This is a genomic window from Sodalis sp. RH24, from assembly GCF_047324145.1.
In the GTDB taxonomy this organism is placed as follows: Bacteria; Pseudomonadota; Gammaproteobacteria; order Enterobacterales; family Enterobacteriaceae; genus Acerihabitans.
Genome location: NZ_CP178729.1, coordinates 3668096 through 3694044 on the forward strand (window position 1 = coordinate 3668096; position 25949 = coordinate 3694044).

The 25949-nt window shown below is 58.6% G+C and carries 22 protein-coding genes; 14 read left to right on the forward strand and 8 right to left on the reverse strand.

Annotated features, from left to right (window positions below):
- Window positions 1-94 precede the first annotated feature (94 nt).
- The 10 genes from dgoD to ACL2XG_RS16720 all read left to right on the forward strand — a co-directional run bounded on the left by dgoD (window position 95) and on the right by ACL2XG_RS16720 (window position 12945).
- Complete coding sequence (gene dgoD, locus ACL2XG_RS16675; RefSeq protein ID WP_410012947.1) at window positions 95-1243, forward strand: galactonate dehydratase; 1149 nt, start codon at window positions 95-97, stop codon at window positions 1241-1243.
- Window positions 1244-1370: 127 nt separating this feature from the next.
- Entirely contained in the window at window positions 1371-2684 is a 1314-nt protein-coding gene (locus ACL2XG_RS16680) for an MFS transporter (protein WP_410012948.1), read from the forward strand.
- 15 nt (window positions 2685-2699) lie between these two features.
- The gene (locus tag ACL2XG_RS16685; RefSeq protein WP_413721709.1) at window positions 2700-3638 is read left to right on the forward strand and encodes a 2-hydroxyacid dehydrogenase; all 939 of its coding nucleotides are present in this window, start codon (window positions 2700-2702) and stop codon (window positions 3636-3638) included.
- Window positions 3639-4161: 523 nt separating this feature from the next.
- Window positions 4162-5751: an FGGY-family carbohydrate kinase gene (locus ACL2XG_RS16690; protein WP_413721708.1), complete on the forward strand. Its 1590-nt coding sequence runs from the start codon at window positions 4162-4164 to the stop codon at window positions 5749-5751.
- Between the two features lie 25 nt (window positions 5752-5776).
- Window positions 5777-7438, forward strand: coding sequence for a signal transduction protein (locus tag ACL2XG_RS16695; RefSeq protein WP_413721707.1), 1662 nt, complete (start codon window positions 5777-5779; stop codon window positions 7436-7438).
- A complete protein-coding gene (locus tag ACL2XG_RS16700; RefSeq protein ID WP_410012952.1) occupies window positions 7435-8379 on the forward strand; it encodes a dihydrodipicolinate synthase family protein in 945 nt (314 codons plus the stop codon). Before ACL2XG_RS16695 ends, ACL2XG_RS16700 begins: the two co-directional genes overlap by 4 nt.
- Window positions 8380-8502: 123 nt before the next feature.
- Window positions 8503-9852 carry an MFS transporter gene (locus tag ACL2XG_RS16705; RefSeq protein WP_410012953.1) on the forward strand — a complete coding sequence of 450 codons (1350 nt, stop codon included), beginning with the start codon at window positions 8503-8505 and terminating at the stop codon, window positions 9850-9852.
- Between the two features lie 377 nt (window positions 9853-10229).
- The gene (locus tag ACL2XG_RS16710) at window positions 10230-11576 is read left to right on the forward strand and encodes an MFS transporter (protein ID WP_410012954.1); all 1347 of its coding nucleotides are present in this window, start codon (window positions 10230-10232) and stop codon (window positions 11574-11576) included.
- An 11-nt stretch (window positions 11577-11587) separates the two neighbouring features.
- A complete protein-coding gene (locus ACL2XG_RS16715) occupies window positions 11588-11743 on the forward strand; it encodes a hypothetical protein (RefSeq protein ID WP_413721706.1) in 156 nt (51 codons plus the stop codon).
- Window positions 11744-11895: 152 nt separating this feature from the next.
- Window positions 11896-12945, forward strand: coding sequence for a LacI family DNA-binding transcriptional regulator (locus ACL2XG_RS16720; protein WP_413721705.1), 1050 nt, complete (start codon window positions 11896-11898; stop codon window positions 12943-12945).
- 26 nt (window positions 12946-12971) lie between these two features.
- Here ACL2XG_RS16720 and ACL2XG_RS16725 read toward each other — a convergent pair whose 3' ends face one another.
- Window positions 12972-13322, reverse strand: a complete 351-nt coding sequence (locus ACL2XG_RS16725) for a YceK/YidQ family lipoprotein (RefSeq protein ID WP_413721704.1) — start codon at window positions 13320-13322, stop codon at window positions 12972-12974.
- Window positions 13323-13610: 288 nt separating this feature from the next.
- Between ACL2XG_RS16725 and ibpA the strand changes: the two genes are divergently transcribed.
- The gene (ibpA, locus tag ACL2XG_RS16730) at window positions 13611-14024 is read left to right on the forward strand and encodes a small heat shock chaperone IbpA (RefSeq protein WP_410012957.1); all 414 of its coding nucleotides are present in this window, start codon (window positions 13611-13613) and stop codon (window positions 14022-14024) included.
- 114 nt (window positions 14025-14138) lie between these two features.
- Window positions 14139-14600 (forward strand): small heat shock chaperone IbpB, encoded by a 462-nt coding sequence (ibpB, locus tag ACL2XG_RS16735; protein WP_410012958.1) that lies wholly within the window; start codon window positions 14139-14141, stop codon window positions 14598-14600.
- A gap of 77 nt (window positions 14601-14677) precedes the next feature.
- On the opposite strand, the gene ACL2XG_RS16740 is transcribed toward ibpB, so the two are convergent.
- From ACL2XG_RS16740 to ACL2XG_RS16770, 7 genes are all read right to left on the reverse strand, one after another.
- Window positions 14678-15946: a valine--pyruvate transaminase gene (locus ACL2XG_RS16740; protein WP_410012959.1), complete on the reverse strand. Its 1269-nt coding sequence runs from the start codon at window positions 15944-15946 to the stop codon at window positions 14678-14680.
- A gap of 88 nt (window positions 15947-16034) precedes the next feature.
- The gene (locus ACL2XG_RS16745) at window positions 16035-17033 is read right to left on the reverse strand and encodes an AI-2E family transporter (protein WP_410012963.1); all 999 of its coding nucleotides are present in this window, start codon (window positions 17031-17033) and stop codon (window positions 16035-16037) included.
- Window positions 17034-17191: 158 nt separating this feature from the next.
- Entirely contained in the window at window positions 17192-18166 is a 975-nt protein-coding gene (gene ghrB, locus ACL2XG_RS16750) for a glyoxylate/hydroxypyruvate reductase GhrB (protein ID WP_413723516.1), read from the reverse strand.
- An 86-nt stretch (window positions 18167-18252) separates the two neighbouring features.
- Complete coding sequence (locus ACL2XG_RS16755) at window positions 18253-19518, reverse strand: MFS transporter (RefSeq protein ID WP_413721703.1); 1266 nt, start codon at window positions 19516-19518, stop codon at window positions 18253-18255.
- Window positions 19519-19813: 295 nt separating this feature from the next.
- Window positions 19814-20557, reverse strand: a complete 744-nt coding sequence (locus ACL2XG_RS16760) for a sugar phosphate isomerase/epimerase family protein (RefSeq protein WP_413721702.1) — start codon at window positions 20555-20557, stop codon at window positions 19814-19816.
- A gap of 236 nt (window positions 20558-20793) precedes the next feature.
- The gene (locus ACL2XG_RS16765) at window positions 20794-21828 is read right to left on the reverse strand and encodes a LacI family DNA-binding transcriptional regulator (protein WP_410012966.1); all 1035 of its coding nucleotides are present in this window, start codon (window positions 21826-21828) and stop codon (window positions 20794-20796) included.
- Between the two features lie 236 nt (window positions 21829-22064).
- Entirely contained in the window at window positions 22065-22496 is a 432-nt protein-coding gene (locus tag ACL2XG_RS16770) for an N-acetyltransferase (RefSeq protein WP_413721701.1), read from the reverse strand.
- A 93-nt stretch (window positions 22497-22589) separates the two neighbouring features.
- Between ACL2XG_RS16770 and glyQ the strand changes: the two genes are divergently transcribed.
- Both glyQ and glyS read left to right on the forward strand, forming a co-directional pair.
- A complete protein-coding gene (glyQ, locus tag ACL2XG_RS16775; protein WP_410012968.1) occupies window positions 22590-23504 on the forward strand; it encodes a glycine--tRNA ligase subunit alpha in 915 nt (304 codons plus the stop codon).
- Window positions 23505-23514: 10 nt separating this feature from the next.
- Complete coding sequence (glyS, locus tag ACL2XG_RS16780; protein WP_413721700.1) at window positions 23515-25584, forward strand: glycine--tRNA ligase subunit beta; 2070 nt, start codon at window positions 23515-23517, stop codon at window positions 25582-25584.
- Window positions 25585-25949: the final 365 nt, after the last annotated feature.

The window sequence follows — 25949 nt, forward strand, 5'->3', positions numbered from 1 at the left end:
TATAAAATGATGGTGCTACAATCATGGGCATGATAGCGCTGCTTCACACCGCAGGCTGGAGTCATTAAAGTCAGGCTTGAGAGGAAAACAGAGTATGAAAGTCACCAAACTCACCACCTACCGGCTGCCGCCGCGCTGGATGTTCCTGAAAATCGAAACAGACGAGGGCATCGTCGGCTGGGGCGAGCCGGTAATTGAAGGCCGCGCCAAGAGCGTCGAGGCCGCGGTGCATGAACTGGCGGATTATGTCATCGGCCAGGATCCGGCGCGCATCAACGATATTTGGCAGACGATGTACCGCGCCGGTTTTTACCGCGGCGGGCCAATTTTGATGAGCGCCATCGCCGGCATCGATCAGGCGTTGTGGGATATCAAGGGCAAGGCGCTGGGCGTACCGGTATATCAACTGCTGGGCGGCCTGGTGCGCGATCGCATCAAGGCCTATAGCTGGGTCGGCGGCGATCGCCCGGCCGATGTGATTGCGGGCATGAAAAAACTCACCGCGATTGGCTTTGATACCTTTAAGCTGAACGGCTGCGAAGAGATGGGCCTGCTCGACAATTCACGCAAGGTGGATGCGGCGGTGGCGGTGGCGGCCCAGGTGCGTGAAGCCATGGGTAATGATATCGAGTTCGGCCTCGACTTCCATGGGCGGGTTAACGCCCCAATGGCGAAGCTGCTGATCAAGGAGCTGGAGCCCTACCGGCCGCTGTTTATCGAAGAACCGGTGCTGGCGGAACAGGCGGAGTACTATCCGCGCCTGGCGGCGCAAACCTCGATCCCCATCGCCGCCGGCGAGCGTATGTTCTCGCGCTTTGAATTTAAACGCGTACTGGCGGCCGGCGGCCTGGCGATTGCCCAGCCCGACCTGTCCCATGCGGGCGGCATTACCGAATGCCTGAAAATCGCGTCAATGGCGGAGGCTTACGATGTCACGCTGGCGCCGCATTGCCCGTTAGGCCCTATTGCCCTGGCGTCCTGTCTGGCGGTGGACTTTGTTTCCTATAACGCGGTTTTGCAGGAACAAAGCATGGGTATTCATTATAACCAGGGTGCGGAACTGCTGGATTATGTGATTAATAAAGATGACTTTAAAATGACTGACGGTTATTTTTATCCATTAAATAAACCGGGTCTGGGCGTGGAAATTAATGAGGAACTGGTGATTGAGCGCAGTAAAAACGCCGGTGAATGGCGTAATCCGGTATGGCGTTATCCTGACGGTGCGGTGGCGGAGTGGTAATTACCCGCTATAGATGAGTGCCATTATAGTAATGCCATAATATTAAGCAGTACCATCCCGCGTTGCTTCACCACGCCCAGTCAGGAGTCCTGTGCTCCCAGGCCGGGCGTGGCCTAAAGGTGATGATATGAATATCGATTTAAGTACCTCTACCCTGGCCAAGCTGAATTTAAAAATAATCCCGTTTATTATCTTGTGCTATTTTATTTCCAACCTGGATAAAACCAATATTTCCGTGGCGGCGTTGCAAATGAACGCCGACCTGGGATTGACCACCAGCATGTATGGGCTGGGCGTGGGCATGTTTTATATTTCCTACATTCTCTTCGAAGTGCCCAGCAATATTTTAATGACGAAGGTCGGCGCCAAATTATGGATTGCGCGCATCATGATAACCTGGGGGCTGGTCAGCACCGGCATGGGCTTTATCCATACCCCGACCCAGCTGTATGTCATGCGTTTCTTGTTGGGGATGGCGGAGGCGGGTTTTGCTCCCGGTATTATTTATTATATTTCCTGCTGGTTCCCGAAAAGCAACCGGGCCAGGGCCATGTCGTTTTTTTATATGGGTTCGGTGCTGGCGTCGATTATCGGCCTGCCGGTTTCCGGCAGTCTCCTGGGTCTGCATGGCCTGGGCGGTATCGAGGGATGGCGCTGGCTGTTCTTTATTGAAGGCATCCCCGCGGTTGTGATGGGCGTGATGGTGTTGTTTTACCTTTCCGACAGCCCGGATAAAGCCCACTGGCTGAGTGCGGAGCAAAAAAGCTGGCTGAAGGCGACCCTGGCGGCGGATAACGCCGACGCGGTCGTGGGCCAGGACCATTCCTGGGGCAGCGCGCTGAAAAATAAAGTGGTGTGGCTGTTGAGCCTGGTGTGGTTCCTGCAAGCGTTTTGCTCCATCGGCATTACCTTATTCCTGCCCTTGATATTAAAAAGCATGGTGGCGGACAAGAGCAATTTTGTTATCAGCGTGCTGGCGGCGGTGCCCTTTGTCTTCGCCTGCCTGTTTATGTATCTCAACGGCCGTCATTCGGACAAAACCAAAGAGCGCGCGCTGCATTTGGGCGTACCGCTGATCATCTCCGGGCTGCTGCTGGGCATCTCCATTTTTACCGCCAACCTGTGGCTGGCCTATATTCTGCTGGTATTGACGGTGGGCTTTAACTTTGCCCTGACGCCGATATTCTGGGCGGTGACCACCGAGAAACTGACCGGGGTGGCGGCGGCGGCCTCCATTGCCTTTATCAATGCCATCGCCAATTTCGCCGGCCTGGGCCTGCCGCCGCTGCTGGGGAAAATCAAGGATCTGACCAATAGTTATCATTACGGGCTGATGATTATCGCCGTCGCGCTGGTGATTGGCGGCGTGGTGGGCATCTTTGTCGGCCGGACCCGGACGCCTGCGGTAAAGCCAGGCGCCGTATCACCGTTATCACATTAATCGCAGGGATTATTTATGACTTATTCCGTTATCAAGGCCGCCATGTTACCCGACGCGCTGACGCGCCGCCTGGAAGAGCAATTCCATATGGTGGATTATTCCTCGCTGCCGGAGCCGGAACGGCCGCCGGCCGCGCGGCAGGCCAGGGTGCTGGTGGTGAACGGCGAATCCACCGTCACCGAGGCGTTTATCGCGCAATTCCCGCAGCTTGAGCTGATTGCCGATTTCGGCGTGGGTTATGACGGTATTGACGTGGCCGCGGCCACGCGTCGGGGCATTGCGGTATGCAATACGCCTGACGTGCTGACCGAGGACGTGGCGGATATGGCGATGGGGCTGTTGTTGGCGACCTCACGGCAGATCGTGGGCGCGCAGCGGTTTATCGAGCAGGGCGGCTGGCGGGACGGGGGGTATCCCTGGACCAAAAAAGTATCCGGCGGGCGGCTGGGGATTATCGGCATGGGGCGTATCGGCCAGGCGATTGCCAGGCGGGCCGCGGCCTTTGATATGGCGATTTCATATCATGATTATCGTCAGTTGCCTGACAGTCCCTGGCCGTTTTATACCTCGGTAGTGGAACTGGCGGCCGCCAGCGATTTCCTGGTGGTGTGCGTTAACGGTGGGGAGAAAACCCGTTCGCTGGTGAACGCGCCGGTATTGGCCGCCCTCGGTGCCCAGGGGATCTTGATTAATATCGCCCGGGGTACGGTAGTGGATGAGGGTGATTTGATCGAGGCGGTTGAGCGGGGGATTATCGGCGGCGCGGGGCTGGATGTGTTCAGCCACGAGCCGGAGGTGCCCGCGGCGTTGTTTAACCGGCCGAATGTGGTGATTACGCCGCATATGGCCAGCGCAACCCATGATACGCGGCGCGCGATGTCGGATCTGGTGTTTGATAATATCGCGGCGTTTTTGGCGGGCAAGCCGCTGTTGACGCCGGTGGCGCCGTACTAATCCGCTTGGCGCGCTATGGGCTGATGTGGCCTGGCAATATGGGGTGCCCGCGAAGATGAATGCCGCCACGTTTATGTCGCTTCGGCGCGGGTTTCGCTTGCCATATGCCGGGCGGAGAGATGAACTGCCCGGCGCGGGCAAGCGACCAGGGGAGCCGTATGCAGGGTCCCCCTGGCCGCTCATAAAACACCTTAACGCACGGCAAGCGAAGCCCACACCGCGGCAACATAAGCCCCCGCAAGCTCAAGAGAAACCCCTGCCAAGGCTGGCTGCTCCGCATTTAAATGCGGGAGAAAGGTCCGGCTATCAATGTTATGGCGTGCTGCTTGGCCTGTCCGGCGGGTCCGGTGCGCAAAGAGCCTACCGCGCCCGGCGGTAAAGAAAGATCTGGCCGTTATAATTTTTTGATTATCATCGCCTTACGTCTCGCTTCCCGATCCAGCTCACAAATCCCATAAAATTCATTTGTCACCGCCAATACCTTTGCTTAAATTGCTAACTCGACTTAGCAAAGGGGGCAAGCATGAAAAACCAGTGCTTTATCGGTGTGGACGTGGGGTCGGCCAGCGTCCGGGCCGGCGTGTTTGATAAGCAAGGCGCCCGGCTGGGCTTTGCCGTGCGCCCTATCAGTCAGTTCCATCCCCGGCCGGATGTGGTCGAACAATCATCACAGGAAATCTGGTCGCAGGCCTGCGCGGCGATTCAAGAGGCGGTGGCCACCGCAGGCGTGGCGCCTGAATCGGTGGTTTCCCTGGCCTTTGACGCGACCTGTTCGCTGGTGGCGGTGGATAGCGCCGGCGAGGGGGTTTCGCTGGCCGAAGATAACGCCGCCGGGCACGATATTATTATGTGGATGGATCATCGGGCGGTGCGGGAAGCCCAGGATATCAACGCCACAGGCGATCGGGCGCTGGACTATGTCGGCGGCGAGGTGAGCGTGGAAATGGAATTGCCGAAAGTCCTGTGGCTGAAGCGTCATTTTCCCGAGCGTTACCAACGGACCTGGCGACTGTTTGATCTGGCGGATTTCCTGGTCTGGCGCGCCACGGGCGTGGATGCCGCCAGCACCTGCACGCTGACCTGTAAGTGGAATTACCTGGCCCATGAAAACCAGTTCAGCGCCCCGCTGCTGCGGGCGATTGACCTGGAAGACCTGCTGGAGAAGGTGCCGCCGGCGATCCTGGAACTGGGCCGGCCCGCAGGGCGACTCAGCGACCGGGCGGCGCGGGAGTGCGGCCTGACCACCGCGGTGACCGTGGCAGGCGGCATTATCGACGCCCATGCGGGCGGACTGGCGCTGGTGGCAACCCAACCCGAGGGCGCCCTGGCCATTATCAGCGGTACGTCGAATTGCCATATGCTGGTTAACCGGCGTGAGATTCATGTCCCGGGCGTATGGGGACCCTATTGGGGCGCGATGCTGCCGGACTGGTGGCTGAGCGAGGGCGGCCAGAGCGCCGCCGGCGCGCTGGTGGAATGGACGCTGCGGGGGCATGCCGCCTGGCCGTTGCTGCAACAGCAGGCCCGTGAGCGGCAGTGCAGCGACTATGAGCTGCTTAATGCCTGGGTGGACGCCCTTGAACGGCGCGATCCGTTCCCCACCCGCCATCTGCATGTGCTGGCGGATCATCATGGCAACCGTTCGCCCCGCGCCAATCCGCTCGCCCGCGGCGCGGTGATAGGCCTGACGCTGGAGCAGGGACCGGATGCGCTGGCCCGGCTCTACCTGGCTACCCTGCAGGCCATTGCCTACGGCACCCGCCATATTATCGACGCCATGAACCAGGCCGGTCATCATATTACCCGGCTGCTGATCTGCGGCGGCGCCACCAAAAACCCCCTCTGGCTGCGCGAATACGCCAACGTCACCGGCTGCGATATCGAGCTGTCGGCCGAGGATGACGCCGTCACTCTCGGCGCGGCCTTGTTGGGCGCGGTGGCGGCCGGTGTCTTTCCCACCCTGACCGACGCGGCGCGCGCGTTGGTGCGTCCCGGCGAGGTGATCCGCGCCGATGCGGGCAGCGCGGCATTCCATCAGGCGAAATACCAGGTTTACCTGCGGCTTTATGACGATGCGCAGCGGGCCGAAAACGACATGCGCGTTTGGCGCTGACCTTATTATTTACCAGGAGCAAACCATGTTGAAATTTACCCTTCCGCCTTCACCGGCGATGATCCAGGCAGGCAATCGGGAAGTGTTGCTGGTCGCCAATGCCGATTTGCGTGAACCGGCTAATGTCACCTGTTGGCCGACCCAGCAGGATTATGAACAAAAGCTGCAGGCGGCGCTGGAAAAGCTGGGATACCGCATCAAGCGCGCCCATCCGGTCCATGCCGATCGCGGCCATGGCTTTATCAGCAGCCAGAAAGAAGGCGGCGATTTGTTCGCCGCCATTGACCCCGACGCGCCGGTTATCGTGCTGCTGACCGCGTGGCAGTATTCCCATCATATCGCGCCATCGCTGGCGCATCATCGCGGCCCGGTATTACTGCTGGCCAATTTCGACGGCACCTGGCCGGGCCTGGTGGGTATGCTTTGCATGGCGGGCACCCTGACCAGCCTGGGCGCCGCCTATTCCCGCCTGTGGTCGGAAAATTTTGACGACGAGTTGTTCTACCAGGGATTAAGCACCTGGCTGCGCGACAGCGCGTTGAGCCATAAGACCGGCTATTTGCGCGATATCGCGCCCACCCATGCGCTGATGGCAAGCCCGGCCGGGCAAATCGGCCGGGCGGCGGGGGAATACATTCTGCGTCATAAGGCGATTATCGGCCTGTTCGATACCTTTTGCATGGGCATGATTAATGGGGTCTTTCCGCAGCAGGCGCTGGTAAACGCGGGCATCCCGCTGGAATCCCTGTCGCAATCGGCGCTGTTGGTGGAAATGGCCAAGGTGCCGGCGTCATTGCGCGAGGAGTGCCTCGCCTGGTATGAGCAGCGCGGCATGACATTTGATTTCGGCACGGACGGCGCCCAGTCGCTGACGCGTGAGCAGGTATTGGAACAGTGCGCGATGATGATTGCCATGGCGCGTTTCGTGCAGCGCTTCGGTCTGGCGGCGGTGGGGGTGCAATATCAGCAGGGCCTGAAGGATTGCTGCGCCGCGTCCGATTTTGCCGAAGGCGCTATCGGCAACGCCGAGCGGTTTCCCATCCCGGATGAGCAGGGCGGGATTATCTGGCCGGGCAAGGCCATTCCCTGCATCAATGAAGTGGATATGGGCAGCGCCATCCCGCAGGTGATGATGTGGCGCCTGCTGGATGGCCTGGGCCTGCCCGCCGAGACCACCCTGCACGATATCCGCTGGGGCAGCGACTACCAGGGTACGTTTTATTGGGATCTGGAAATCTCCGGCGCGGTGCCGTTTGCCCACCTGAAGGGCGGTATCGCCGGGGCCACCGGTTATCGTCAGCCGGCGATGTTTTTCCCCTACGGCGGCTCCACCATCGCCGGGCAGGGCAAAGCCGGGCGTTTTATCTGGGCGCGCGCCCATTACGAAGGCACGCAGGTGGTCATGCATATGGGCACCGGCACCGCCGTTGAGCTGCCGCCGGAGGAATTCGAGCGCCGCCGCCGCGCCACCAACTATGAATGGCCGCTGCTGAATGCGGTGCTGGACGGCATCGGGCGCGACGATCTGATGGCGGGCCATCAAAGCAACCATTTGACGCTGGCCTATGTGGATCAGGATCTGCTGGGCGAGGTCTATCAGGCGTTTGTCGCCCAGGCCTTGACGCTCGGCGTGCGGGTACGGGCGGCGGGCAGCGCGGTTGATCTGCTGGCGGGGCCACGGGCATGACGCAATCGGCGCGGGATGGGCAAAAATACGCCGGCATTTGGCCGGTGATGTTAACGCCCTTTGACGAACGGGGCGAGATTGACTGGGCGTCGCTGGAAAAGCTGGTGGAGTGGTATCTGGCGGCCGGGGTGCACGGCCTGTTCGCCGACTGCCAGTCGAGCGAGATGTTTTTCCTCAGTGATAAAGAATCACGCGAACTGGTCGGGCGCATCGTCGCCCAGGTGGACGGACGCGTGCCGGTCGTGGCGTCGGGACACACCGCCAGCGGGCTGAGCCAGCAGGTGGAACAGCTCGGCGCCATGGCGCAGACCGGCATTGACGCTTTGATCCTGATAAGCAACCGTCTGGCGCTGCAAGGCGAGAGCGATGAAAAAACGCTGGCTACCCTGCAACGACTGACGCAACAGCTGCCGGCGACGCTGGATTTAGGTATTTACGAATGTCCCTGGCCGTATAAACGCCTGCTGTCGGATGAGATTATCCGCTGGTGCGCGTTAAGCGATCGCTACACCTTTATCAAGGACACCAGTTGCCATTTGCCCACCATGCGGCGCCGGCTGGCGCTGACGCAGGGTTCCCGGCTGCACCTGGCCAACGCCAACAGCCAAACCCTGCTGGCATCCTGGCAGGCGGGTTGCCACGCCTACAGCGGCGTGATGGCCAATTTCCATCCGCAGCTCTATGTCTGGCTCTATGAAAACTGGCATGGCCAGCCGCAACAGGCGCGGCGGGTGGCTGATTATCTCGCCACCGCCGCCCTGATCGAGAGCCTGGATTATCCCGCCTGCGCTAAATACTGGCAGCGGGAACTGGGCAACTTCACTACCATGCAGTGCCGGGTGCGCGGCATCGGCGCGTTCAACGACAGCTTTTTCCCGGCGGCGGTGGACAGCATGGCGCGCCTGGGCGACGAAATACGGCAACTGGTGCTCCCGCAGTAAACCCGACGCCGGCCACAAGAGTTTTAAGACGATCTTTGCCCTACGCCCGTGGCGCGCGGCTGCGCGCCACAACCTATAACCTGTCCGGCCCAGGCGGGACAGATAAGAAATAATGAGGAACCCATGTCTATTTCTCTTGATATAACCCAAGACCGCAAACTGCTCGACAGGTCGAATATTCGCCGGGTGGTGATCTCCAGCTGGATTGGCAATACCATCGAATTTTATGACTTCCTGCTGTACGGGCTGGCCAGCGCCCTGGTGTTCGGCAAAATATTTTTCCCGACCATCAGCCCGCTGGCGGCGATGCTGGCGTCGTTCGCCACCTTCGGCGTCGGGTTTATCGCCCGGCCGCTGGGCGGTATTTTTTTCGGCCATATGGGCGATACCCTGGGCCGTAAATACACGCTGATGATTACCCTGGGCGGCATGGGGGTGGCGACGTTCCTGGTCGGCTGCCTGCCTACCTGGGCGCAAATCGGCGTCTGGGCGCCCATTCTGCTCGTCGTGCTGCGCTTTACCCAGGGTTTCCTGGTCGGCGGCGAGTGGGGCGGCGCCATGCTGATGGTGGTGGAAAGCGCGCCGGCCAACCGGCGCGGCCTGTTGGGGTCCATCCCGCAAACCGGCGGCTTTTCCGGCCAGCTGCTGGCCACCGGGATTTTTGCGCTCATCACGTTGTTGCCGGAAGATCAACTGATGTCGTGGGGCTGGCGTATTCCCTTTATGCTGAGCTTCGCCCTGGTGCTGGTCGGCCTGTATATGCGCCGCCGTCTGGAAGAAACGCCGGTATTTCAAGCGGTGCAACGACGCGAGCGGCAAAATCCCACCACCGCGCCCGGCGAAAAAGCCAGCAGCCCGGTGGTGGAGGTGGTGCGTCACCAATGGCGCAGCATTCTGCTGATCATGGTGTTGCGCTTTGCCGAAAGCGTGCCGTTCTTTCTGGCCACGGTATTTGCCGTTTCGTACGCCACCTCGCAGTTGGGGGTGGATAAGCAAACCATGCTCAATGTGGTGATGACCACCTGCGTGCTGGCGTTTCCGATGCATGCGTTCTTCGGCATGCTGTCCGACAGGGTCGGCCGTCGTCCTATCTATATCTTCGGCGCGCTGTTCGCCGCCGCCATGGCGTTTCCGTTTTTCTGGCTGCTCGAAAGCGGCTCGTTTGTCCTGATGGTGTTGGGGTATATCCTGCTGATCAATATCGCCCATAATTCCATTAACGCCGTACAGCCGGCCTTCTTTACCGAACTGTTCGGCCCCAAGGTGCGCTACAGCGGCGCGTCCATCGGCGCGCAGCTGGGCGCGATCGTCGCCGGCGGGTTTACTCCTTTTATCGCCAAGGGACTGACCGCGCTGGATCATGACGACTGGACCTATGTGGCGACGTACGTGGTGATTGCCGCGCTGGTGGCTGCCTACGCCGCCTGGCGCGCGCCGGAGACCTCGCGTCGCGACCTGACGCTCGATCACTGATTGCCGGGGCGGTGCAACGGATCTTCCCCTGCCAGGGGGTTTGCCCGCCGTTTAATTTTCCGTCCGCCGTTCGCCGTTTTTTCCGGCGGCCGGCGGCGTTGCCCCTGGCTGTATCGTAACGTCATCATGGCGTTAACACTTTCGCCTCGATCTTGCTCACACTTCATAACAAAACCCTTTGCCAGCCCATCTGCCGTTAGCTAAATTGCTAACTCGACTTAGCAAGAAATGAGACGTTGACGCCGTCCGCAGGAATATCACGGCGCCATTATCTTCCTGGCGCCCGATGCTTCCTTTTATATGACGGGCTGCAGCCTGAACGTCGATGGCGGCGGGTCCGTCTGGTAATGATTCCCTCTATCCATAAGGAATGAGTTATGTCTATCTTAACTGATTCAACATTGGCCGACGCCGGCACCAGCGCAGAGGCAAAAAAGGCGCAGAATAAAAAATTGATGACGGTGCTCGGTTCGGGGCTGAGCGGCACCACCATCGAATTTTATGATTTTTTTATTTATGGCACCGCCGCCGCGCTGGTGTTCCCGAAATTATTCTTTCCCAATCTCACGCCGTTTATGGGTCTGATCGTTTCTTTTCTTACCCTGTCGATTACCTTTGTCAGCCGGCCTATCGGCGCCATCGTTTTTGGTCATTACGGCGATAAAATCGGCCGTAAAAAATCGCTGGTGCTGTCGCTGATGATCATGGGCGCCTCGACATTCTGTATCGGCCTGGTGCCCAGCTACGCCGCCATCGGCAATCTGGCGCCGCTGCTGCTGATTTTCCTGCGCTTGTGCCAGGGATTCGCCATCGGCGGCGAGTGGGGCGGCGCCACCACGCTGGTCACGGAATACGCCCCGGTGCACCGGCGCGGTTTTTTCGGCACCTTTGTCCAGTTGGGCAATGTGCTGGGGTTGTTTATCGCCACGGCGGTGTTTGCCATCGTCGCCTGGCTGCCGGAACCGCAGCTGATGAGCTGGGGTTGGCGCATTCCGTTCCTGCTCAGCGTCGCCCTGTTGTTTGTCGGCCTGTATATCCGCTCCAAAATTGAAGAAACGCCGGTATTTACCGAAGGCAAAGCCACCGGACAAAAACATGATTTCCCGATTATCGCGGTACTGAAATACCATTGGCGCGCGGTGCTGACCGCCATGGGCATGCGCATGGGCGAAATCGTGCTCGGCTGGCTGACCGTGGCGTTTTTTATGTCCTATGTCACCCGGCAATTAAACTTCAGCCGCGAAACCGCCCTCAACGGCTTATTGCTGGCCAGTTTTGTCGGTATTTTTACCTTCCCGTTTTTCGGTTATCTGTCGGATAAAATCGGCCGGCGGCCGGTGTATCTGGCCGGCGCGGCTATTACGCTGATTTTTGCGTTTCCGTTGTTTTGGATGATCGATACCGGCTCGGTGAAAATGTTCTATTTCGCCACCACCTTTTGTTATTCCGTCGGCCTGGGCATGATGTTTAGCGTGCAGCCGGCCTTTTTTTCCGAATTATTCGATACCAATGTGCGTTATACCGGCGTGTCGCTGGGGTTCCAATTGGCCAATATTGTCGGCGGCCTGACGCCGATGATCGGTACCCTGCTGATTGCCTGGTCCGGCGGCGATTCCTGGCCGGTATCGCTATTCTTAGCCGTCATGGCGACGATTACCATTTGCTGCGTGTGTATTACTAAGGAGAGCTATCGGGCGGATCTGTCCGCGATAAAAGAGCGCTGAACCTGATCAACATGACGAAAATAACCCGGCAGCGCTATTTTCATTACGCCACCGGCGAGTCGCTATTGCAAAGCAGCGCTGAGCGCGAGGCGATCTTGACATTCGTTGCCGGGCCCATTGCCCGGCAACGGACGCAGAAAGCGCGGCAACAGGGCGTGACACTCTGACCGGAATGGACGCATCCGCACCGTCAGGAGGGGAAAAACCACTTTTTATTGAGCAAGGCGTGAGTATTTGGCGTAATTATCCGCTGATTCGAGTTAGCCAGTCCGTTATACTGCGTTATCTACAGAATTCGATAACAGGATTAACCGATAAGATGGCCAAGACCGTAGAGCAGATAGCTAAAGCGCTGGGTATTTCAATCACCACCGTTCGCCTGGTGCTTAACGGTAAAGCCGGGCAATATCGTATCAGCGCCAAAACGCAAAGCAGGATTGCCAGCTACGTGGGCGAATACGGTTATACCATTAATCATGCCGCCCGCAGCCTGAAGCTGAACAAAACCGATACCCTGGGGCTGATTATTCCCAGGTTATCCAATCTGTTTTTCTCCACCCTGGCGGAAAAACTGGAAATCCGCTGCCGCGAGGCGGGCTATCAACTGACCACCAGCTGTACCTATAGCGATACCGAACGCGAAAATACCCTGGTGGAAACCATGCAGCAGCGCAATGTCGACGGGCTGTTCGTGGTGCCCTCGTCATTGCCGGCGCAAAATCACCATATCAAGCGTTTTACCAAACCCCTGGTCTTTCTCGATCGCGATTTCAGCGACAGCGCGGTGTCGCTGGTGGTCAGCGATAACGTCAACGGCAGCGCGGCGTTAACCCATGCCATCATTGATGCCGGGACATTGCCGCTGTTTTTTATGGCCGGCGATATGCAGCAGCCGACCATAAAACAGCGCTTACAGGGCTTTACCGAGACCCTGGCCGCCCATGGCATCAGCGAAAACGCGGACTGGGTGCTGACCGCCCAGCATAACCGGCGCGAAGACGGCCAGCTGCTGATGCAGCGTTTTTTCGAATTGCACCAGGATGCGCCGCCGGCCTTTATCGCCTCGTCGCTGCCGGTACTGGAAGGCGCGCTTAACGTCTTGCGCGAACATTATGGCTATATTCCCGCCGAGATGAATATCGGTACTTTCGATGAGCATCCCATGTTGGGTTTTTTACCCAATAACACCTGGTCGATGCGCCAGGACGAGGATGCCTGGGTCGAGCATGCATTCCAGGCGATGACGCAGGCCATGGAGGGCGAAACGGCGCCGGTCAAGTCGGTCATTCCCATGACGCTTAAGCACCGCCAGCGGGCGGCGTTCTGTCAGCAGGCCCAGGGCAAGGCCGATCCGGCCGGGCAAGCTTAAACGCCCCCGGTTGCCGGCGTGGCGGCTTATAGGGTATGGGCGCCGCCGGCCTTGTTTTTATGCCGGGAACCGCCGGGGCTGTTGGCGCCGCTGTGCAGCATACGTTCGCGCGGTGAATCGGCGGATTTATCGCTATCCTTGCGCAGATAATCATACGGCAACAGCAGGGTATCCAGCACCGCCGAGAACGGCAGATCGATAAGCGCCAGCGGCACCATGGCCCAACTGGTATCCTCATCCCGGATGACATTCACACTGGCGCGGGTACCCGGATAATAACCCTGGTCGGGCCCGGTGTGGCTCATCACGCTTGAGCACCCGTTGCTGGCCAGCAACGCGCAGCCTGTTGTCAGAATGAATAATACTTGTTTCAACATGATTCCTATACATCCATTAGGGTGGTAATTTTACTAACGCTATGCATTCCGCCCGGTATTGCGGTAAGTATTCCCTACTGCCGTTATCAGTGTAATGGATATTCAGCCCGTGACTTGCAGTTTTTGCTAAATGAAGGAGATTTTTTTCTTATTGACGCTTGAAAATGCCGCGGCCGGCTCCATTTTATTAATGTGACCCCAGATAAGTACGCCGTAAGGGTATTTAGGTCACTGACCTGTCCATCCGGAAGGTTGTTTGTCACCTCGCTGAATGTTGGAGGCTGTTGTATGCGTAATTTTGATCTGTCACCCCTGTACCGTTCCGCTATTGGCTTTGATCGGCTGGTAAATCTGCTTGAATCAGGACAAAGCCAGGGCAATGGCGGTTATCCCCCCTACAATGTTGAACTGGTTAATGAAAACCAGTACCGCATTGCCATCGCCGTAGCCGGTTTCGCCGAACATGAGCTGGATATTACCGCCCATGATAATTTATTAACGGTTAAAGGCGCTCATGCGCAAGAACCCGCCGAGCGGAACTATTTATACCAGGGGATTGCCGAACGCAATTTCGAGCGCAAATTCCAATTGGCCGAGCATATTCAAATTAAAGGCGCCAATCTGGAAAACGGCTTGCTCTATATTGATTTAGAACGCGTTGTGCCGGAAACACTAAAGCCGCGGCGTATCGAAATCAATTAAACCGATCGCGGCCGATCGCCGCGATAATGTAATAACATCCGCCTGCCGTAACCGGGGGCTAACCCAGCCACGGGTTGGGGAAAATAATCTCGCTTCATAGAAGGAGTTAATACCATGCGTAATTACGATCTGTCACCTTTACTGCGTCAGTGGATCGGTTTCGATAAATTAGCCAGCACCATGCAGGGCAATCAGGAAGCCTTTAGCTTCCCGCCGTATAATATTGAAAAAAGCGATGATAACCATTATCGCATCACCCTGGCGCTGGCGGGCTTTAAGCAAGAAGAGCTCACGCTTGAAGTGGAAGGGCCGCGCCTGACCATTGCCGGCAAGCCCACCCCGCCCGAACGCGAGGTTGAATATTTGCATCAGGGGCTGGTCTGCAAAGAATTCTCCCTGAGCTTCACCCTGGCGGAACATATGACGGTAACGCAGGCGGAGTTCGTTAACGGGCTGCTGCATATTGCGCTGGAACGCCATGTGCCGGAATCCCTGCAGCCGCGCAAGATCGCCATCGGCGACGCCCAGCCCCAGGTGCTTGAGCATCAGGCTGAAGCCCCGGCGGCCGGCCAGTAATAACACCGGTCTTGATCGTGAAAACGCCGCGCGGAGTTACCGCGCGGCGTTTTCGCTCATTAAAAACCGCGGCCAGGTTATTGGCCAGCGCTGCCCGCCGTTTCCCGAAACGCCCGCTCCACCTCTTGCGCCAATATCGCGATGCCCCGCTCGATTTTATCGGCGTCGGGCACATAATTCATACGCATACACTGCTGCGCATGCGGCCACTCGGTTTCCAGCCCGGGGAAAAAATAATGCCCCGGCACCATCAGCACACCGCGCTGTTTAAGCCGCTGGTAGAGGGTCTCGGTGGTAATCGGCAGGTTCTGGAACCATAGCCAGAGGAAAATCGCCCCTTCCGGCGTGTGGATAAGGCAACGCTCCGGCGGCAGGTAGCGGCGCAGGATGGCTATGGTTTCCCGCACCCGTTGTTGATAGAACGGGCGGATCACCGTTTGCGACAGGCGCATTAAATCGCCGCGCCGGATCATCTCGGCGGCCAGCGCCGGGCCGAGCCCGCCCGGCGCCAGGCTGATAATGCCGTTCATATTGCTGACGGCGTCGATAACCTCTTCATTGGCAATGATAATACCGCAGCGCGCCCCCGGCAGGCCCAGCTTGGACAGGCTCATGCACAGGATAATATTGGGATTCCACAACGGCGCGGCCTGGCTGAAGATAATGCCGGGAAACGGCAGGCCGTAGGCATTATCAATCAGCAGGGGCACCTGATGCTGGCGTGCCAGCGCGTCAAGGCGCAGCAGCTCCTGGTCGGTAATCACGTTGCCGGTGGGGTTGGTCGGCCTGGAAACACAAATCAGCCCGATATCCCCGCCCACTTTTAAATGTTCGAAATCCACATGATATTTGAACTGGCCGTCCGGCAACTGCGCAATGGTCGGCTTGGCGGCGACAAACATATCCTCCTCCAGCCCGGCATCGGCATAACCCAGGTATTCCGGCGCCAGGGGAAACAACACCCGCCGCAGGCCGCCGTCCGCGCCGCGCCCGGCAAACAGGTTGAAGAGGTAGAAAAAAGCGCTTTGGCTGCCGTTGGTCAGCGCGATATTGCGCGTGGTCACCGGCCAGCCCAGCTCCTGGCGCAGCATGGCCGCCAACGCGGTCAGCAGCGCGTTTTTGCCCTGGGGGCCGTCGTAGTTGCACAGAGCTTCGCCCAGGGTGCCGTCGGCCAGCATGGACTGGCACAGCGCGTGAAAATAACGCTCCATTTCGGGGATGGCGGCGGGGTTGCCGCCGCCGAGCATAATGGCGTCCGGTGCGCGCAGGCCATCGTTCATATCGGCCATCAGCTGGGTGATGCCGGAATGGCGGGTGAATTTTTTACCGAAAAGCGAGTAGGTCATAAAGTGGGTTCGGATAATATTAACGTAAGCCTGAGTGTTACCATACCGTGTGCGTCACGCCAGGCAACCGCTATTTTGCGACGGCGCTTCAGATAAGATCCAGACCGCGCAATTCGGTCTTCAGGTAGGCGTAATAGATGGGGGCGGCCACCAGCCCTTCCAGTCCAAACGCCGCTTCAAACACCAGCATGGCCAGCAGCAGCTCCCAGGATTTGGCCTGGATGCGATTGCCGACAATCTCGGCGTTGAGGAAATATTCCAGCTTATGGATCAGCATCAAATATACCAGCACCACGCCCGCTATCGGCAGCGAGACGGAGAGCGCCGAGATAATCATCAGGAAATTGGATATCAGGTTGCCGATAATCGGCAGCAGGCCAAAGATAAAGGTGGCCACCACCAGCGTCTTGGATAACGGCAGATGCACCTTGAACAGCGGAAAAATCACCAGCAGCAGGATAGAGGTCAGGATGGTATTGACCAGCGAAATCTTGATCTGGGCAAACACGATATTACGAAAAGAGCTGGATAAATTCTGTACGCGCTGCAGCATTTGCTCGCGAAAATAGGTGGTGCGTCCCGATGGCTTATTCAATGAGATAATCGCGCCGATAATCAGCCCGATAAGGATGGTGATTAAGCCGTGCAAAAAACTGCGTCCCATATTGCGGATGGTAATGAGGTTTTTTTCCACCACGGCGAAAACCTGGTTTTTCAGCTCTTCCGCGCTGTCCGGCAGGTAGGCTGGCAATATATCGGGCAGACGATTTTTGACGCCGGAGAAAATGCGGTTGGTTTCGGCGGTTAAATCAATGCCGCGCTGGATATTCGAGGTCAGGAAACTGACCAGGCTGACAATGGATAGCGTCATGACAATCACTACCACGGCGGCGATGATGCTGACCACGACCCAGCGCGCCCGGCCGCCGATGATGCGCTCAAACCAGGGCGTAAGGGCGAAAATGATTTCATAGGCCAGGAACCCCGCGACAAAACAGGGAAATAAGTGCAAAGGGATAATGATGGCAATAAACAGCAACATCAACACAAAGGTGCTGATTTTGATGTGAGTATGACTAATAGTCATTATTGTTCCTTTCCATACCGCTTGATTCCATTTTATCGCATACCATAAAAAAGCATAGCGTAGCGCTGATGCCGGCAACGTTTATTTTAGCGGCCATGATACGCTTTTCCCGCCCGGGTGGACGGGGAATCGTTATGTAAAGGCGATGGGAGCAAGGGTTATTTGATGACCTGGGGATTAACGCAGTTTTCCCTAATCCGGCCGGTAAGGGCGTTGATCAGATTATCCACCGCGGTGGCGGCCATTTGATAGCGGGTTTCATCGGTGGCGGAGCCCACATGCGGCATGGCCACCACGTTCGGCAGGCGCAGCAGCGGCGAATCCACCGGCAGCGGTTCCTGCTCGTAGACATCCAGGCCGGCGCCGCGGATGGTACGGTTTTCCAGCGCCTCGATAAGCGCCGCTTCGTCCACTACCGGACCGCGTCCGGCATTGATAAGGATAGCGCCGGGTTTCATAAGGGCCAGCTTCTCGCGGCCGATCAGATGATGGGTTTCATCCGTCAGCGGCAGGATGATACAGACAAAATCAGACCGGGCCAGCAGGGTATCCAGATCGCAATACTCGGCGTCAAAACGGCTTTCCGCCTCGGCGTGCTGACGACGGGCGTTATAGAGCACCGGCATGGAAAACCCCAGGTTCGCGCGCTGCGCCAGCGCCAGGCCGATACGTCCCATGCCGACCACGCCCAGGGTTTTATGATGCACGTCGGTGCCAAACCAGGTGCTGTCGACGCTCTCACGCCATTCGCCCGCCTTGGTCCTCTCCGCCAGTTCCACCAGGCGCCGCGCGGTGGCCAGCACCAGCCCCATCAGCAGGTCGGCCACGGTTTCCGTCAGGGCGTGGGGAGTATGCATCAGCGCAATGCCGCGCGCGCTCATCTCGTCGACGTCGAACTGATCGTAGCCGGCGGAAATGGTGGAGGCGGCCCTGAGGTTGGGCAGCGCGTCGAGCATTGTTTTATCGAATTTACCGCCGGAGCCGATGATACCCTGAGCCTGTTGCAATATGTCCGCATGCCTGCGCACATTTTCTGCGCCCACATCCCCGATTTCGGTCACGTCAAAATGCTCATCCAGACGTTGGCGCAGGTCGTCGGGCAACGTTTTGTACAATACTACGGCAGGTTTCATCATGATCTCCGTTGGTCGGTTATGTCATTTGGCGATAAAGACCAGCATACCATTTTTGCCTGTTAACGGAACAGGCGGCGCCGGCTTTAGGCCATGCGCGGCACGGCGTTTTCCGCCGGTTTGACAATTAACGTCAACCACACCGATACCAGCAGCGCCACCGCCATAAAGACATAGGACGCCGAGGGCGAACCGGTGGCGCCGTTAAGGTAGCCGACCACCCACGAGCCGACGAAGGAACCGAGGGCGCCCATGCTGTTAATCAGCGCCATCGCCCCGCCGGCGACGTTGCGCGGCAGCATTTCCGGCACTATGGCGAAGAACGGGCCATAAGGCGCATACATGGCGGCGCCGGCGATAACCAGCAGCGCATAGGAACCCCAGAAATGGTGGGCGCCCAGCAGGTAGGAACCGATAAAGGCCAGGGCGCCAATCAGCAGCAGCGGCCAGACGAATATTTTGCGTTTCTGTAGCTTGTCCGATGCCCAGGAGACGATGATCATGGCAATGGTGGCCGCCAGGTAAGGCACCGCGGATAACCAGCCGGCCTGCACCATGCCCATTTCCATGCCGTTGCGCAGAATGGACGGCAGCCATAATACAAACCCGTAAACGCCGATGCTCCAGGCGAAATACTGGATGCACAGAATAATCACATTACGCGAACGGAACGCCTCGGCGTAATTATGCACCGCTTTAATGCCTTCCTGTTCCTTGGCCAGTTGCCGTTGCAGCGCCTGCTTTTCTTCCTCCGACAGCCATTTTGCCTGGGCGGGTTTATCGTTAACCAACATCCACCAGCAAAAAGCCCAGATAACCGCCGGGATGCCTTCGAAGATAAACATTTCCCGCCAGCCGAAGGCGTTGATCAAATACCCCGAAACCACCGACATCCACAGTACCGTCACCGGGTTGCCGAGGATCAGGAACGTATTGGCACGTGAGCGTTCGGCTTTGGTAAACCAGTTGCTGATATAAATCAGCAACGCCGGCATCACCGCCGCTTCCACCACGCCCAGCGCAAACCGGATCGCCATCAGCATGGGAATATTACTGACGATGCCGGTGAGCGCGGCGAAACCGCCCCATAAGACCAGGCACCAGAAAATCAGCGTCTTGACGCTGCGGCGTTCGGCATAAATAGCGCCCGGTATCTGAAAAAAGAAATAACCGAGAAAGAACAGCGCGCCCAATAATGACGATACCCCTTTGGTTATTCCCAGGTCATCGTTAATACCGGCGGCGGAGGCAAAACTGAAGTTGGCCCGGTCGAGATATGCCAGACTGTAGCTGATAAATACAATCGGCATAATATACCACCAACGTTTTGGTGCTAATTTCGCTAAGCTCATAGATGTATTCCTTCATTGATATCGCTGCTGTCTCAACCGCCGCAGGGTAGGGCCGGGGCGGGTGTTCCGATGTCGTTGTTATTGTTTCGACGCGGTGCGTCAATAGCCTGCCCGGCCATCCGCCGCCGCGCGCGCTGGCATCATCATGTTCTTTGGTATCGGTTCCATCCCTATGTCGAATAAATTACCCCGGCGCCCGGGCGCACACCGCGGGGGCGGGGCCGTCGTGACGCCGGCGGCCGGACCCGGCTACCGCCGGGAAGAGGCCCGGTAATAAGCCGGCCAGGCGGCGCGCTTATTGCAATAGCGCGATGAACCGGCGGGTTACCGCCGCCAGATCGTCCCCTTCCAGCGGAAACTCAATGGCGCGCGGCACATCGTCCGGCAGGCTTGCCAGCAACCGCCGCCAGTCCTGCCCGTCGTGTTGCGGCGCCGTGGCGCGCCAGCCGTTATCCGACGGGAGCGCGACCTTGATATGGATATAGCTGACAAAAGAGGCCAGCTCCGCGGCCGCCGCCTGCGGATCTTCCCCGACCCAGCGCCAGTTGCCCATATCAAACGTCATGCCGACCGGCAGCCGCGCATCCCGCGCCCGGTGCAAAAACGCGCTGATGGGGGCCAGCGCGCCGCATTCGGTCTGGTCGTTCTCCACCATTAACCGCACGCGCCGGGATGTCAGCAACGCGTCCAGGCCGGCCATATCCCCAGTGGCGGAATAATGGCCTAAGGATAATTTTAGCCGCTCGGCGCCAAGGCGTTCGGCTTCGTCGAACAGCTGCGGCAACAACGGGTTGGGCGCGCCGTCCCGGGTAAATAAGGCCTCCGGCGCGGAATAGAAGCAGCGCAGCCCCAGGCCGGCTATCTCCCGGGCCAGTTCCGGCAGGCGGGCCAGGTCGGTTTCCGTCAGCAGCTCGCGGCGCATTTCCACCCCGGCGGCGCCCGCCCCGGCGATGGTCGGCAGCAGTTTTTGCTGCCCGCCCATGGCGAGGACATTGTCATTGCCGTACGCGGCGGTAACCACAAACACATCATGTTTCATCTTGGACTCCCATGCGGAGACATTTTCCGCGGTGATGGTTTTACGGTAGATGGTACCGGTTCCATTGAGAAGTCCGTTATGTCAGATTTATGATCGCTGTCACTAATTTAGCCAACTGGCATCCGGGGCGGGGCGGGGAGGTGCGCGGCGATTAACGGCGCGTGGTCGCCGCAGGGAGGAAACTATTATCTGACTTTTCCGTTTCCTAAGGGTGCCTTACGGTCTTATCCACTTCGCTAACGGGTAGTGGACCCCCGCACGATCAGCTCGCCGCTGAACGCTTGTTCGCTGACCGGTTCGTCGGCCCCCTGGATGCGCTTTAACAATTGTTCCAGCGCGGCGTAGCCGATTTGGTAGGTCGGCTGCTTAAAGGTGGTAATGCCCACGCCCGCCAGCTCAGCCCATTCCAGTTCGTCAAATCCCAGCAGGCCGATATCGCTGCCCCAGTTCAGGCCCTGGCGCCGCAGTACGCGTGCGATGTGCAGCGTCAGCGCGCCGTTGGCCGACAGAATGGCCTTGCGCATGCCGCGGTGGCGGCGGTTAAAGTCCTGGATAACGGCGGCCAGGGTGTCGGTATCGTTCAGCGCGCACTCCGCCTCTTCCGCCGCCAGATCCGGATGGGCCGCCAGGCAGGCGCGAAAGGCCTGCAGCCGTTCGATGCGGGTATTCACCGTGCCCAGGGGCTCGCTGAGGAACATAATGGCTTCAAATCCCTGCGCGATCAGGTGCCCGGTGGCGCGGGTCGCCGCCTCGCGGTTGTCCAGGCCCACCATGTCGCAGGCGAAACCGGGAATTTTGCGGTCAATCAGCACCATCGGCAGCAAGGACTGCTGCAGCATGGCAAGCGCATCCTCATGCATGCCCACCGCGTTGACCACGATCCCTTCCACCTGATAGCCGTTAAGCAGCTGAAGATAGTGGCGTTCCTGGTTCACTTCGTTGTTGGTGTTGCATACCAGCAGGGTGAAGCCGTGCCGGCGGCAGGCGGCCTCGATGCCGCGCATCACGTCAACGGAATAGGGATTGGTAATATCGGCGATAATCAGGCCTATCAGCCTGGTCTGTCCCCCCTTCAGGCTGCGGGCCATCTGGCTGGGGCGGTAATTGAGCTGCACGATGGCCGCTTCGATGCGCGCCTTAAGGTCGTCGGAAAGCAGGTGCAGCTCGCCGTTCAAATAGCGCGACACGCTGGTCTTGCCGCTGTTTGCGGCTCTGGCCACATCGCTGATGGTGGCGCGTCCCGATGCGCGGGTCCCTTTTTGCTGGCTCACGGCGTACCTCTCCTGATAGAAATTCATGCACCTGAGCAGCTGATAAATGTATCCGCGCCCCGGCGGCGCGTATTATTAAACCATTGAACAACGTGCATGTGCGGATTATGTGCCTGCGTCCCGGCGGCATTGGTTTGTTTGCCGCGCCAGCGCATGCATGGGCAACGTTTCGCCCCGGGTAAATAACCTGCTGACCAGCGTTAGCATAGCCAATCCTGAAGCGGTAACAACCGCTTTTAACCGGCGCGCCATTGCAGGGTCAGCAGCATATGGCCGGTTTCGGCGTTAAACGCCTTGCCGATTTCGCGGAAATCCTGGCGGTAGTAAAAATGACAGGCGGCGCGGTTTAACTGGTAGACCTCAAGGGTCAACACCGGGTAGCGCTGTTTTACCCGCGCCATCAGCGCCTGGCCGATGCCCTGGCGATGGTAGCGGGGCGCGACAAAAACCGCGCCGACAAACTGCGCCATCATCACGCTGATAAAGCCGGTGATGACGCCGTCGCGCTCAGCCACCCAGCTCCGGGCTTGCGGCAGGTAGTCGTCGCGCACCAACGGCAGGCTCTCAAGCCAGTAGCCGGCGCGGATAAAGGGATGGGCGCGGGTGGTGCTGTCCAGCCACAGCGCCAGCAGCACGGGCATATCGCCCGGCACAAACGGGCGGATCATCGCCTTACTCCTTAATTGGGCTGTATATCTTACCGCCAGAGGGTATACTGGCGCATTCTTAATATATCCACTTTTATCGCGTGCGAATTCAACATGCAAAAGTTTGATCCCAAGACCTTTCAGGGCCTGATCCTGACCTTACAGGACTACTGGGCGCGCCAAGGCTGCACCATTGTCCAACCGCTGGATATGGAAGTCGGCGCGGGCACCTCCCATCCCATGACCTGCCTGCGGGCGCTGGGACCGGAGCCGATTGCCGCCGCCTACGTGCAGCCGTCGCGTCGTCCCACCGACGGCCGGTACGGCGAAAATCCCAACCGCCTGCAGCACTACTATCAGTTTCAGGTCATCATCAAGCCTTCCCCGGACAATATCCAGGAATTATACCTCGGCTCGCTGAAAGAAGTCGGGCTGGATCCGACCATTAACGATATCCGTTTTGTCGAGGACAACTGGGAAAACCCGACGCTTGGCGCCTGGGGCCTCGGCTGGGAAGTGTGGCTTAACGGCATGGAGGTGACGCAGTTTACCTACTTCCAGCAGGTGGGCGGGCTGGAATGCCGCCCGGTGACCGGCGAAATCACCTATGGCCTGGAACGCCTGGCCATGTACCTGCAGGGCGTGGACAGCGTCTATGACCTGACCTGGAGCGACGGCCCGCTGGGCAAGACCACCTACGGCGATGTATTCCATCAAAACGAAGTGGAGCAATCCACCTATAACTTCGAATACGCCGACGTCGACTTCCTGTTTGTTTGTTTCGATCAGTACGAAAAAGAAGCGCAGACGCTGCTGGCGCTGGAAAAACCCCTGCCGCTGCCGGCGTATGAACGTATTCTCAAGGCGGCGCACAGCTTTAATTTATTGGATGCCCGCAAGGCCATCTCGGTTACCGAACGTCAGCGTTATATTCTGCGGATCCGCACCCTGACCAAAGCGGTCGCCGAAGCCTACTACGCTTCCCGGGAAGCCCTGGGTTTTCCGATGTGCAAAAAGAACGAGAAATAAGAGGCCGGCCATGACGCAACACACTTTCCTGGTGGAAATCGGCACGGAAGAGCTGCCGCCAAAAGCGCTTCGCCAACTGGCGCAGTCGTTCGCCACCCTGTTTACCGCCGAACTCGACGGCGCCAACCTGCCCCACGGCGAGGTGCAATGGTTCGCCTCGCCCCGCCGCCTGGCGCTTAAGGTGCTAAACCTTGGCGCCGCCCAGGCCGACAGCAACATTGAAAAACGCGGTCCCGCCGTTGCCCAGGCGTTTGACGCCGAGGGCAAACCCACCAAGGCGGCCGAGGGCTGGGCGCGCGGCTGCGGCATCACCGTCGAGCAGGCGGAACGCCAGGTGACCGACAAGGGCGAATGGCTGCTCTACCGGGCGTCGGTTAAAGGCAAGCGCGCGCAGGAACTGCTGCCGGGCATGGTCACCACCGCGCTGGCTAAACTGCCGATCCCGCGCATGATGCGCTGGGGCGACAGCGACACGCAGTTTATCCGTCCGGTGCATACCGTCGTCCTGCTGCTGGGCGACAAGCTGATCCCGGGGCGGGTATTGGGCATAGATTCCGCCCGCACCGTGCGCGGCCACCGTTTTATGGGCGAGTCCGAACTGACGCTGGACAACGCGGACCAATACCCGGCCCTGCTGCTGGAACGCGGCAAGGTGATGGCCGATTACGAGCTGCGCAAGGCCCAGATCAAGCGCGACGCCGAGGCGGCGGCCAGGGAAATCGGCGGTACTGCCGATTTGACCGACAGTTTGCTGGAAGAAGTGACCTCGCTGGTGGAATGGCCGGTGGTGCTCACCGCGCGGTTTGAGGAAAAATTCCTCGCCGTACCGCCCGAGGCCCTGGTCTACACCATGAAGGGCGATCAAAAATACTTCCCGGTATACGACGCCCAGGGCAAACTGCTGCCGCACTTTATCTTTGTTTCCAATATCGCCTCCAAAGACCCAAGCCAGGTGATATCCGGCAATGAAAAAGTCGTGCGCCCACGTTTGGCCGACGCCGAATTTTTCTATAACACCGATTTGAAAACACGCCTGGAAGACCGGCTGCCCCGGCTGGATACCGTATTATTCCAGCAGCAGCTGGGCACCGTGCGCGATAAAAGCGATCGTATCGAGTCGCTTGCCGGCTGGATTGCCGGCCGGATTGGCGCCGACGTGCAGCATGCCGCCCGCGCCGGGCTGCTGTCCAAGTGCGACCTGGTGACCAATATGGTGTTTGAGTTTACCGACACCCAGGGCGTGATGGGCATGCACTACGCCCGCCACGACGGCGAGCCGGAAGACGTGGCGCTGGCGCTAAAAGAACAGTACCAGCCGCGTTTCTCCGGCGATGCCCTGCCGTCCACGCCGGTATCCTCGGCGGTGGCCATCGCCGAGAAAATGGATACCCTGGCCGGTATTTTCGGCATCGGCCAGCATCCGAAAGGGGATAAAGATCCGTTTGCCCTCAGGCGCGCCGCCCTGGGCGTGCTGCGCATTATCGTCGAGAACAACCTGCCGCTGGATTTATCGGCCCTGGCCGCCGAAGCCGCGCGCCTGTACGGTGAAAAACTCACCAATGCCAGGGTGGTGGACGATGTGGTCGACTTTATGCTCGGCCGCTTCCGCGCCTGGTACCAGGAAGCGGGCCACAGCGTCGACACCATCCAGGCGGTGCTGGCGCGCCGGCCTACCCGACCGGCGGATTTCGACGCCCGCATGCGCGCGGTCACCTATTTCCGCACCCTGGACGCCGCCGCCGCGTTGGCGGCCGCCAACAAGCGCGTGTCCAATATCCTGGCCAAGGCCACCGACACCCTGAACGGCGACGTGCGCGCCGCGGTGCTGAAAGACGCGGCGGAGATCCAGCTGGCGACGCATCTTACGGTGTTGCGCGATAAGCTGGAGCCGCTGTTTGCCGCGGGCCGCTACCAGGAAGCGCTGGCGGAACTGGCCACCCTGCGCGAGCCGGTGGACGCGTTTTTCGATAAAGTGATGGTGATGGACGACAACGCCGAGGTGCGGGTCAACCGCCTGACGCTGCTCAGCCAGCTGCAACAGCTGTTTTTGCGGGTGGCGGATATTTCGCTGCTGCAATAGCATTTCGGACGTAACCGCGTAGCGGGTAACAGAACCGGTCAGTGAATACTGGCCGGTTTTTTTTAGCAAAGAGCTTAATCCAGCAAATGGTTTTTCTCTGACGCCTCGTTATCGATAATATTGATGAAACTTATTGATATGACATTTTTTAACTTTTACTCGACATAAATTAAAATATTAATGCCCGATGGCAATTTACTGCGGGTACTGTTGTTATATAGCGAGTGAGCGAAAAATTTATAACAGCAATGTGATCTGTTTTTATCTTAGAATAAAGTTTTTTAATGTATGCACCTCTCTCTTATTTATTCTTTAAATGATTGAAAAAAAGAATTTTGTAGCGTTTATGAATTCCATTTATTGAC

What these genes read in the sequence shown, in the direction of transcription:
- ACL2XG_RS16755 (WP_413721703.1), bottom strand. Translation starts at nt 19,518, where the DNA reads ATGAGCTTAGCGAAATTAGCACCAAAACGTTGGTGGTATATTATGCCG.
- glyQ (WP_410012968.1), top strand. Translation starts at nt 22,590, where the DNA reads ATGCAAAAGTTTGATCCCAAGACCTTTCAGGGCCTGATCCTGACCTTA.
- ACL2XG_RS16705 (WP_410012953.1), top strand. Translation starts at nt 8,503, where the DNA reads ATGTCTATTTCTCTTGATATAACCCAAGACCGCAAACTGCTCGACAGG.
- ACL2XG_RS16695 (WP_413721707.1), top strand. Translation starts at nt 5,777, where the DNA reads ATGTTGAAATTTACCCTTCCGCCTTCACCGGCGATGATCCAGGCAGGC.
- ACL2XG_RS16710 (WP_410012954.1), top strand. Translation starts at nt 10,230, where the DNA reads ATGTCTATCTTAACTGATTCAACATTGGCCGACGCCGGCACCAGCGCA.
- ACL2XG_RS16740 (WP_410012959.1), bottom strand. Translation starts at nt 15,946, where the DNA reads ATGACCTACTCGCTTTTCGGTAAAAAATTCACCCGCCATTCCGGCATC.
- ibpB (WP_410012958.1), top strand. Translation starts at nt 14,139, where the DNA reads ATGCGTAATTACGATCTGTCACCTTTACTGCGTCAGTGGATCGGTTTC.
- ACL2XG_RS16745 (WP_410012963.1), bottom strand. Translation starts at nt 17,033, where the DNA reads ATGACTATTAGTCATACTCACATCAAAATCAGCACCTTTGTGTTGATG.
- ACL2XG_RS16680 (WP_410012948.1), top strand. Translation starts at nt 1,371, where the DNA reads ATGAATATCGATTTAAGTACCTCTACCCTGGCCAAGCTGAATTTAAAA.
- ACL2XG_RS16715 (WP_413721706.1), top strand. Translation starts at nt 11,588, where the DNA reads ATGACGAAAATAACCCGGCAGCGCTATTTTCATTACGCCACCGGCGAG.
- ACL2XG_RS16700 (WP_410012952.1), top strand. Translation starts at nt 7,435, where the DNA reads ATGACGCAATCGGCGCGGGATGGGCAAAAATACGCCGGCATTTGGCCG.
- ACL2XG_RS16760 (WP_413721702.1), bottom strand. Translation starts at nt 20,557, where the DNA reads ATGAAACATGATGTGTTTGTGGTTACCGCCGCGTACGGCAATGACAAT.
- ACL2XG_RS16770 (WP_413721701.1), bottom strand. Translation starts at nt 22,496, where the DNA reads ATGATCCGCCCGTTTGTGCCGGGCGATATGCCCGTGCTGCTGGCGCTG.
- ACL2XG_RS16720 (WP_413721705.1), top strand. Translation starts at nt 11,896, where the DNA reads ATGGCCAAGACCGTAGAGCAGATAGCTAAAGCGCTGGGTATTTCAATC.
- ibpA (WP_410012957.1), top strand. Translation starts at nt 13,611, where the DNA reads ATGCGTAATTTTGATCTGTCACCCCTGTACCGTTCCGCTATTGGCTTT.
- ACL2XG_RS16685 (WP_413721709.1), top strand. Translation starts at nt 2,700, where the DNA reads ATGACTTATTCCGTTATCAAGGCCGCCATGTTACCCGACGCGCTGACG.
- glyS (WP_413721700.1), top strand. Translation starts at nt 23,515, where the DNA reads ATGACGCAACACACTTTCCTGGTGGAAATCGGCACGGAAGAGCTGCCG.
- dgoD (WP_410012947.1), top strand. Translation starts at nt 95, where the DNA reads ATGAAAGTCACCAAACTCACCACCTACCGGCTGCCGCCGCGCTGGATG.
- ghrB (WP_413723516.1), bottom strand. Translation starts at nt 18,166, where the DNA reads ATGAAACCTGCCGTAGTATTGTACAAAACGTTGCCCGACGACCTGCGC.
- ACL2XG_RS16725 (WP_413721704.1), bottom strand. Translation starts at nt 13,322, where the DNA reads ATGTTGAAACAAGTATTATTCATTCTGACAACAGGCTGCGCGTTGCTG.
- ACL2XG_RS16690 (WP_413721708.1), top strand. Translation starts at nt 4,162, where the DNA reads ATGAAAAACCAGTGCTTTATCGGTGTGGACGTGGGGTCGGCCAGCGTC.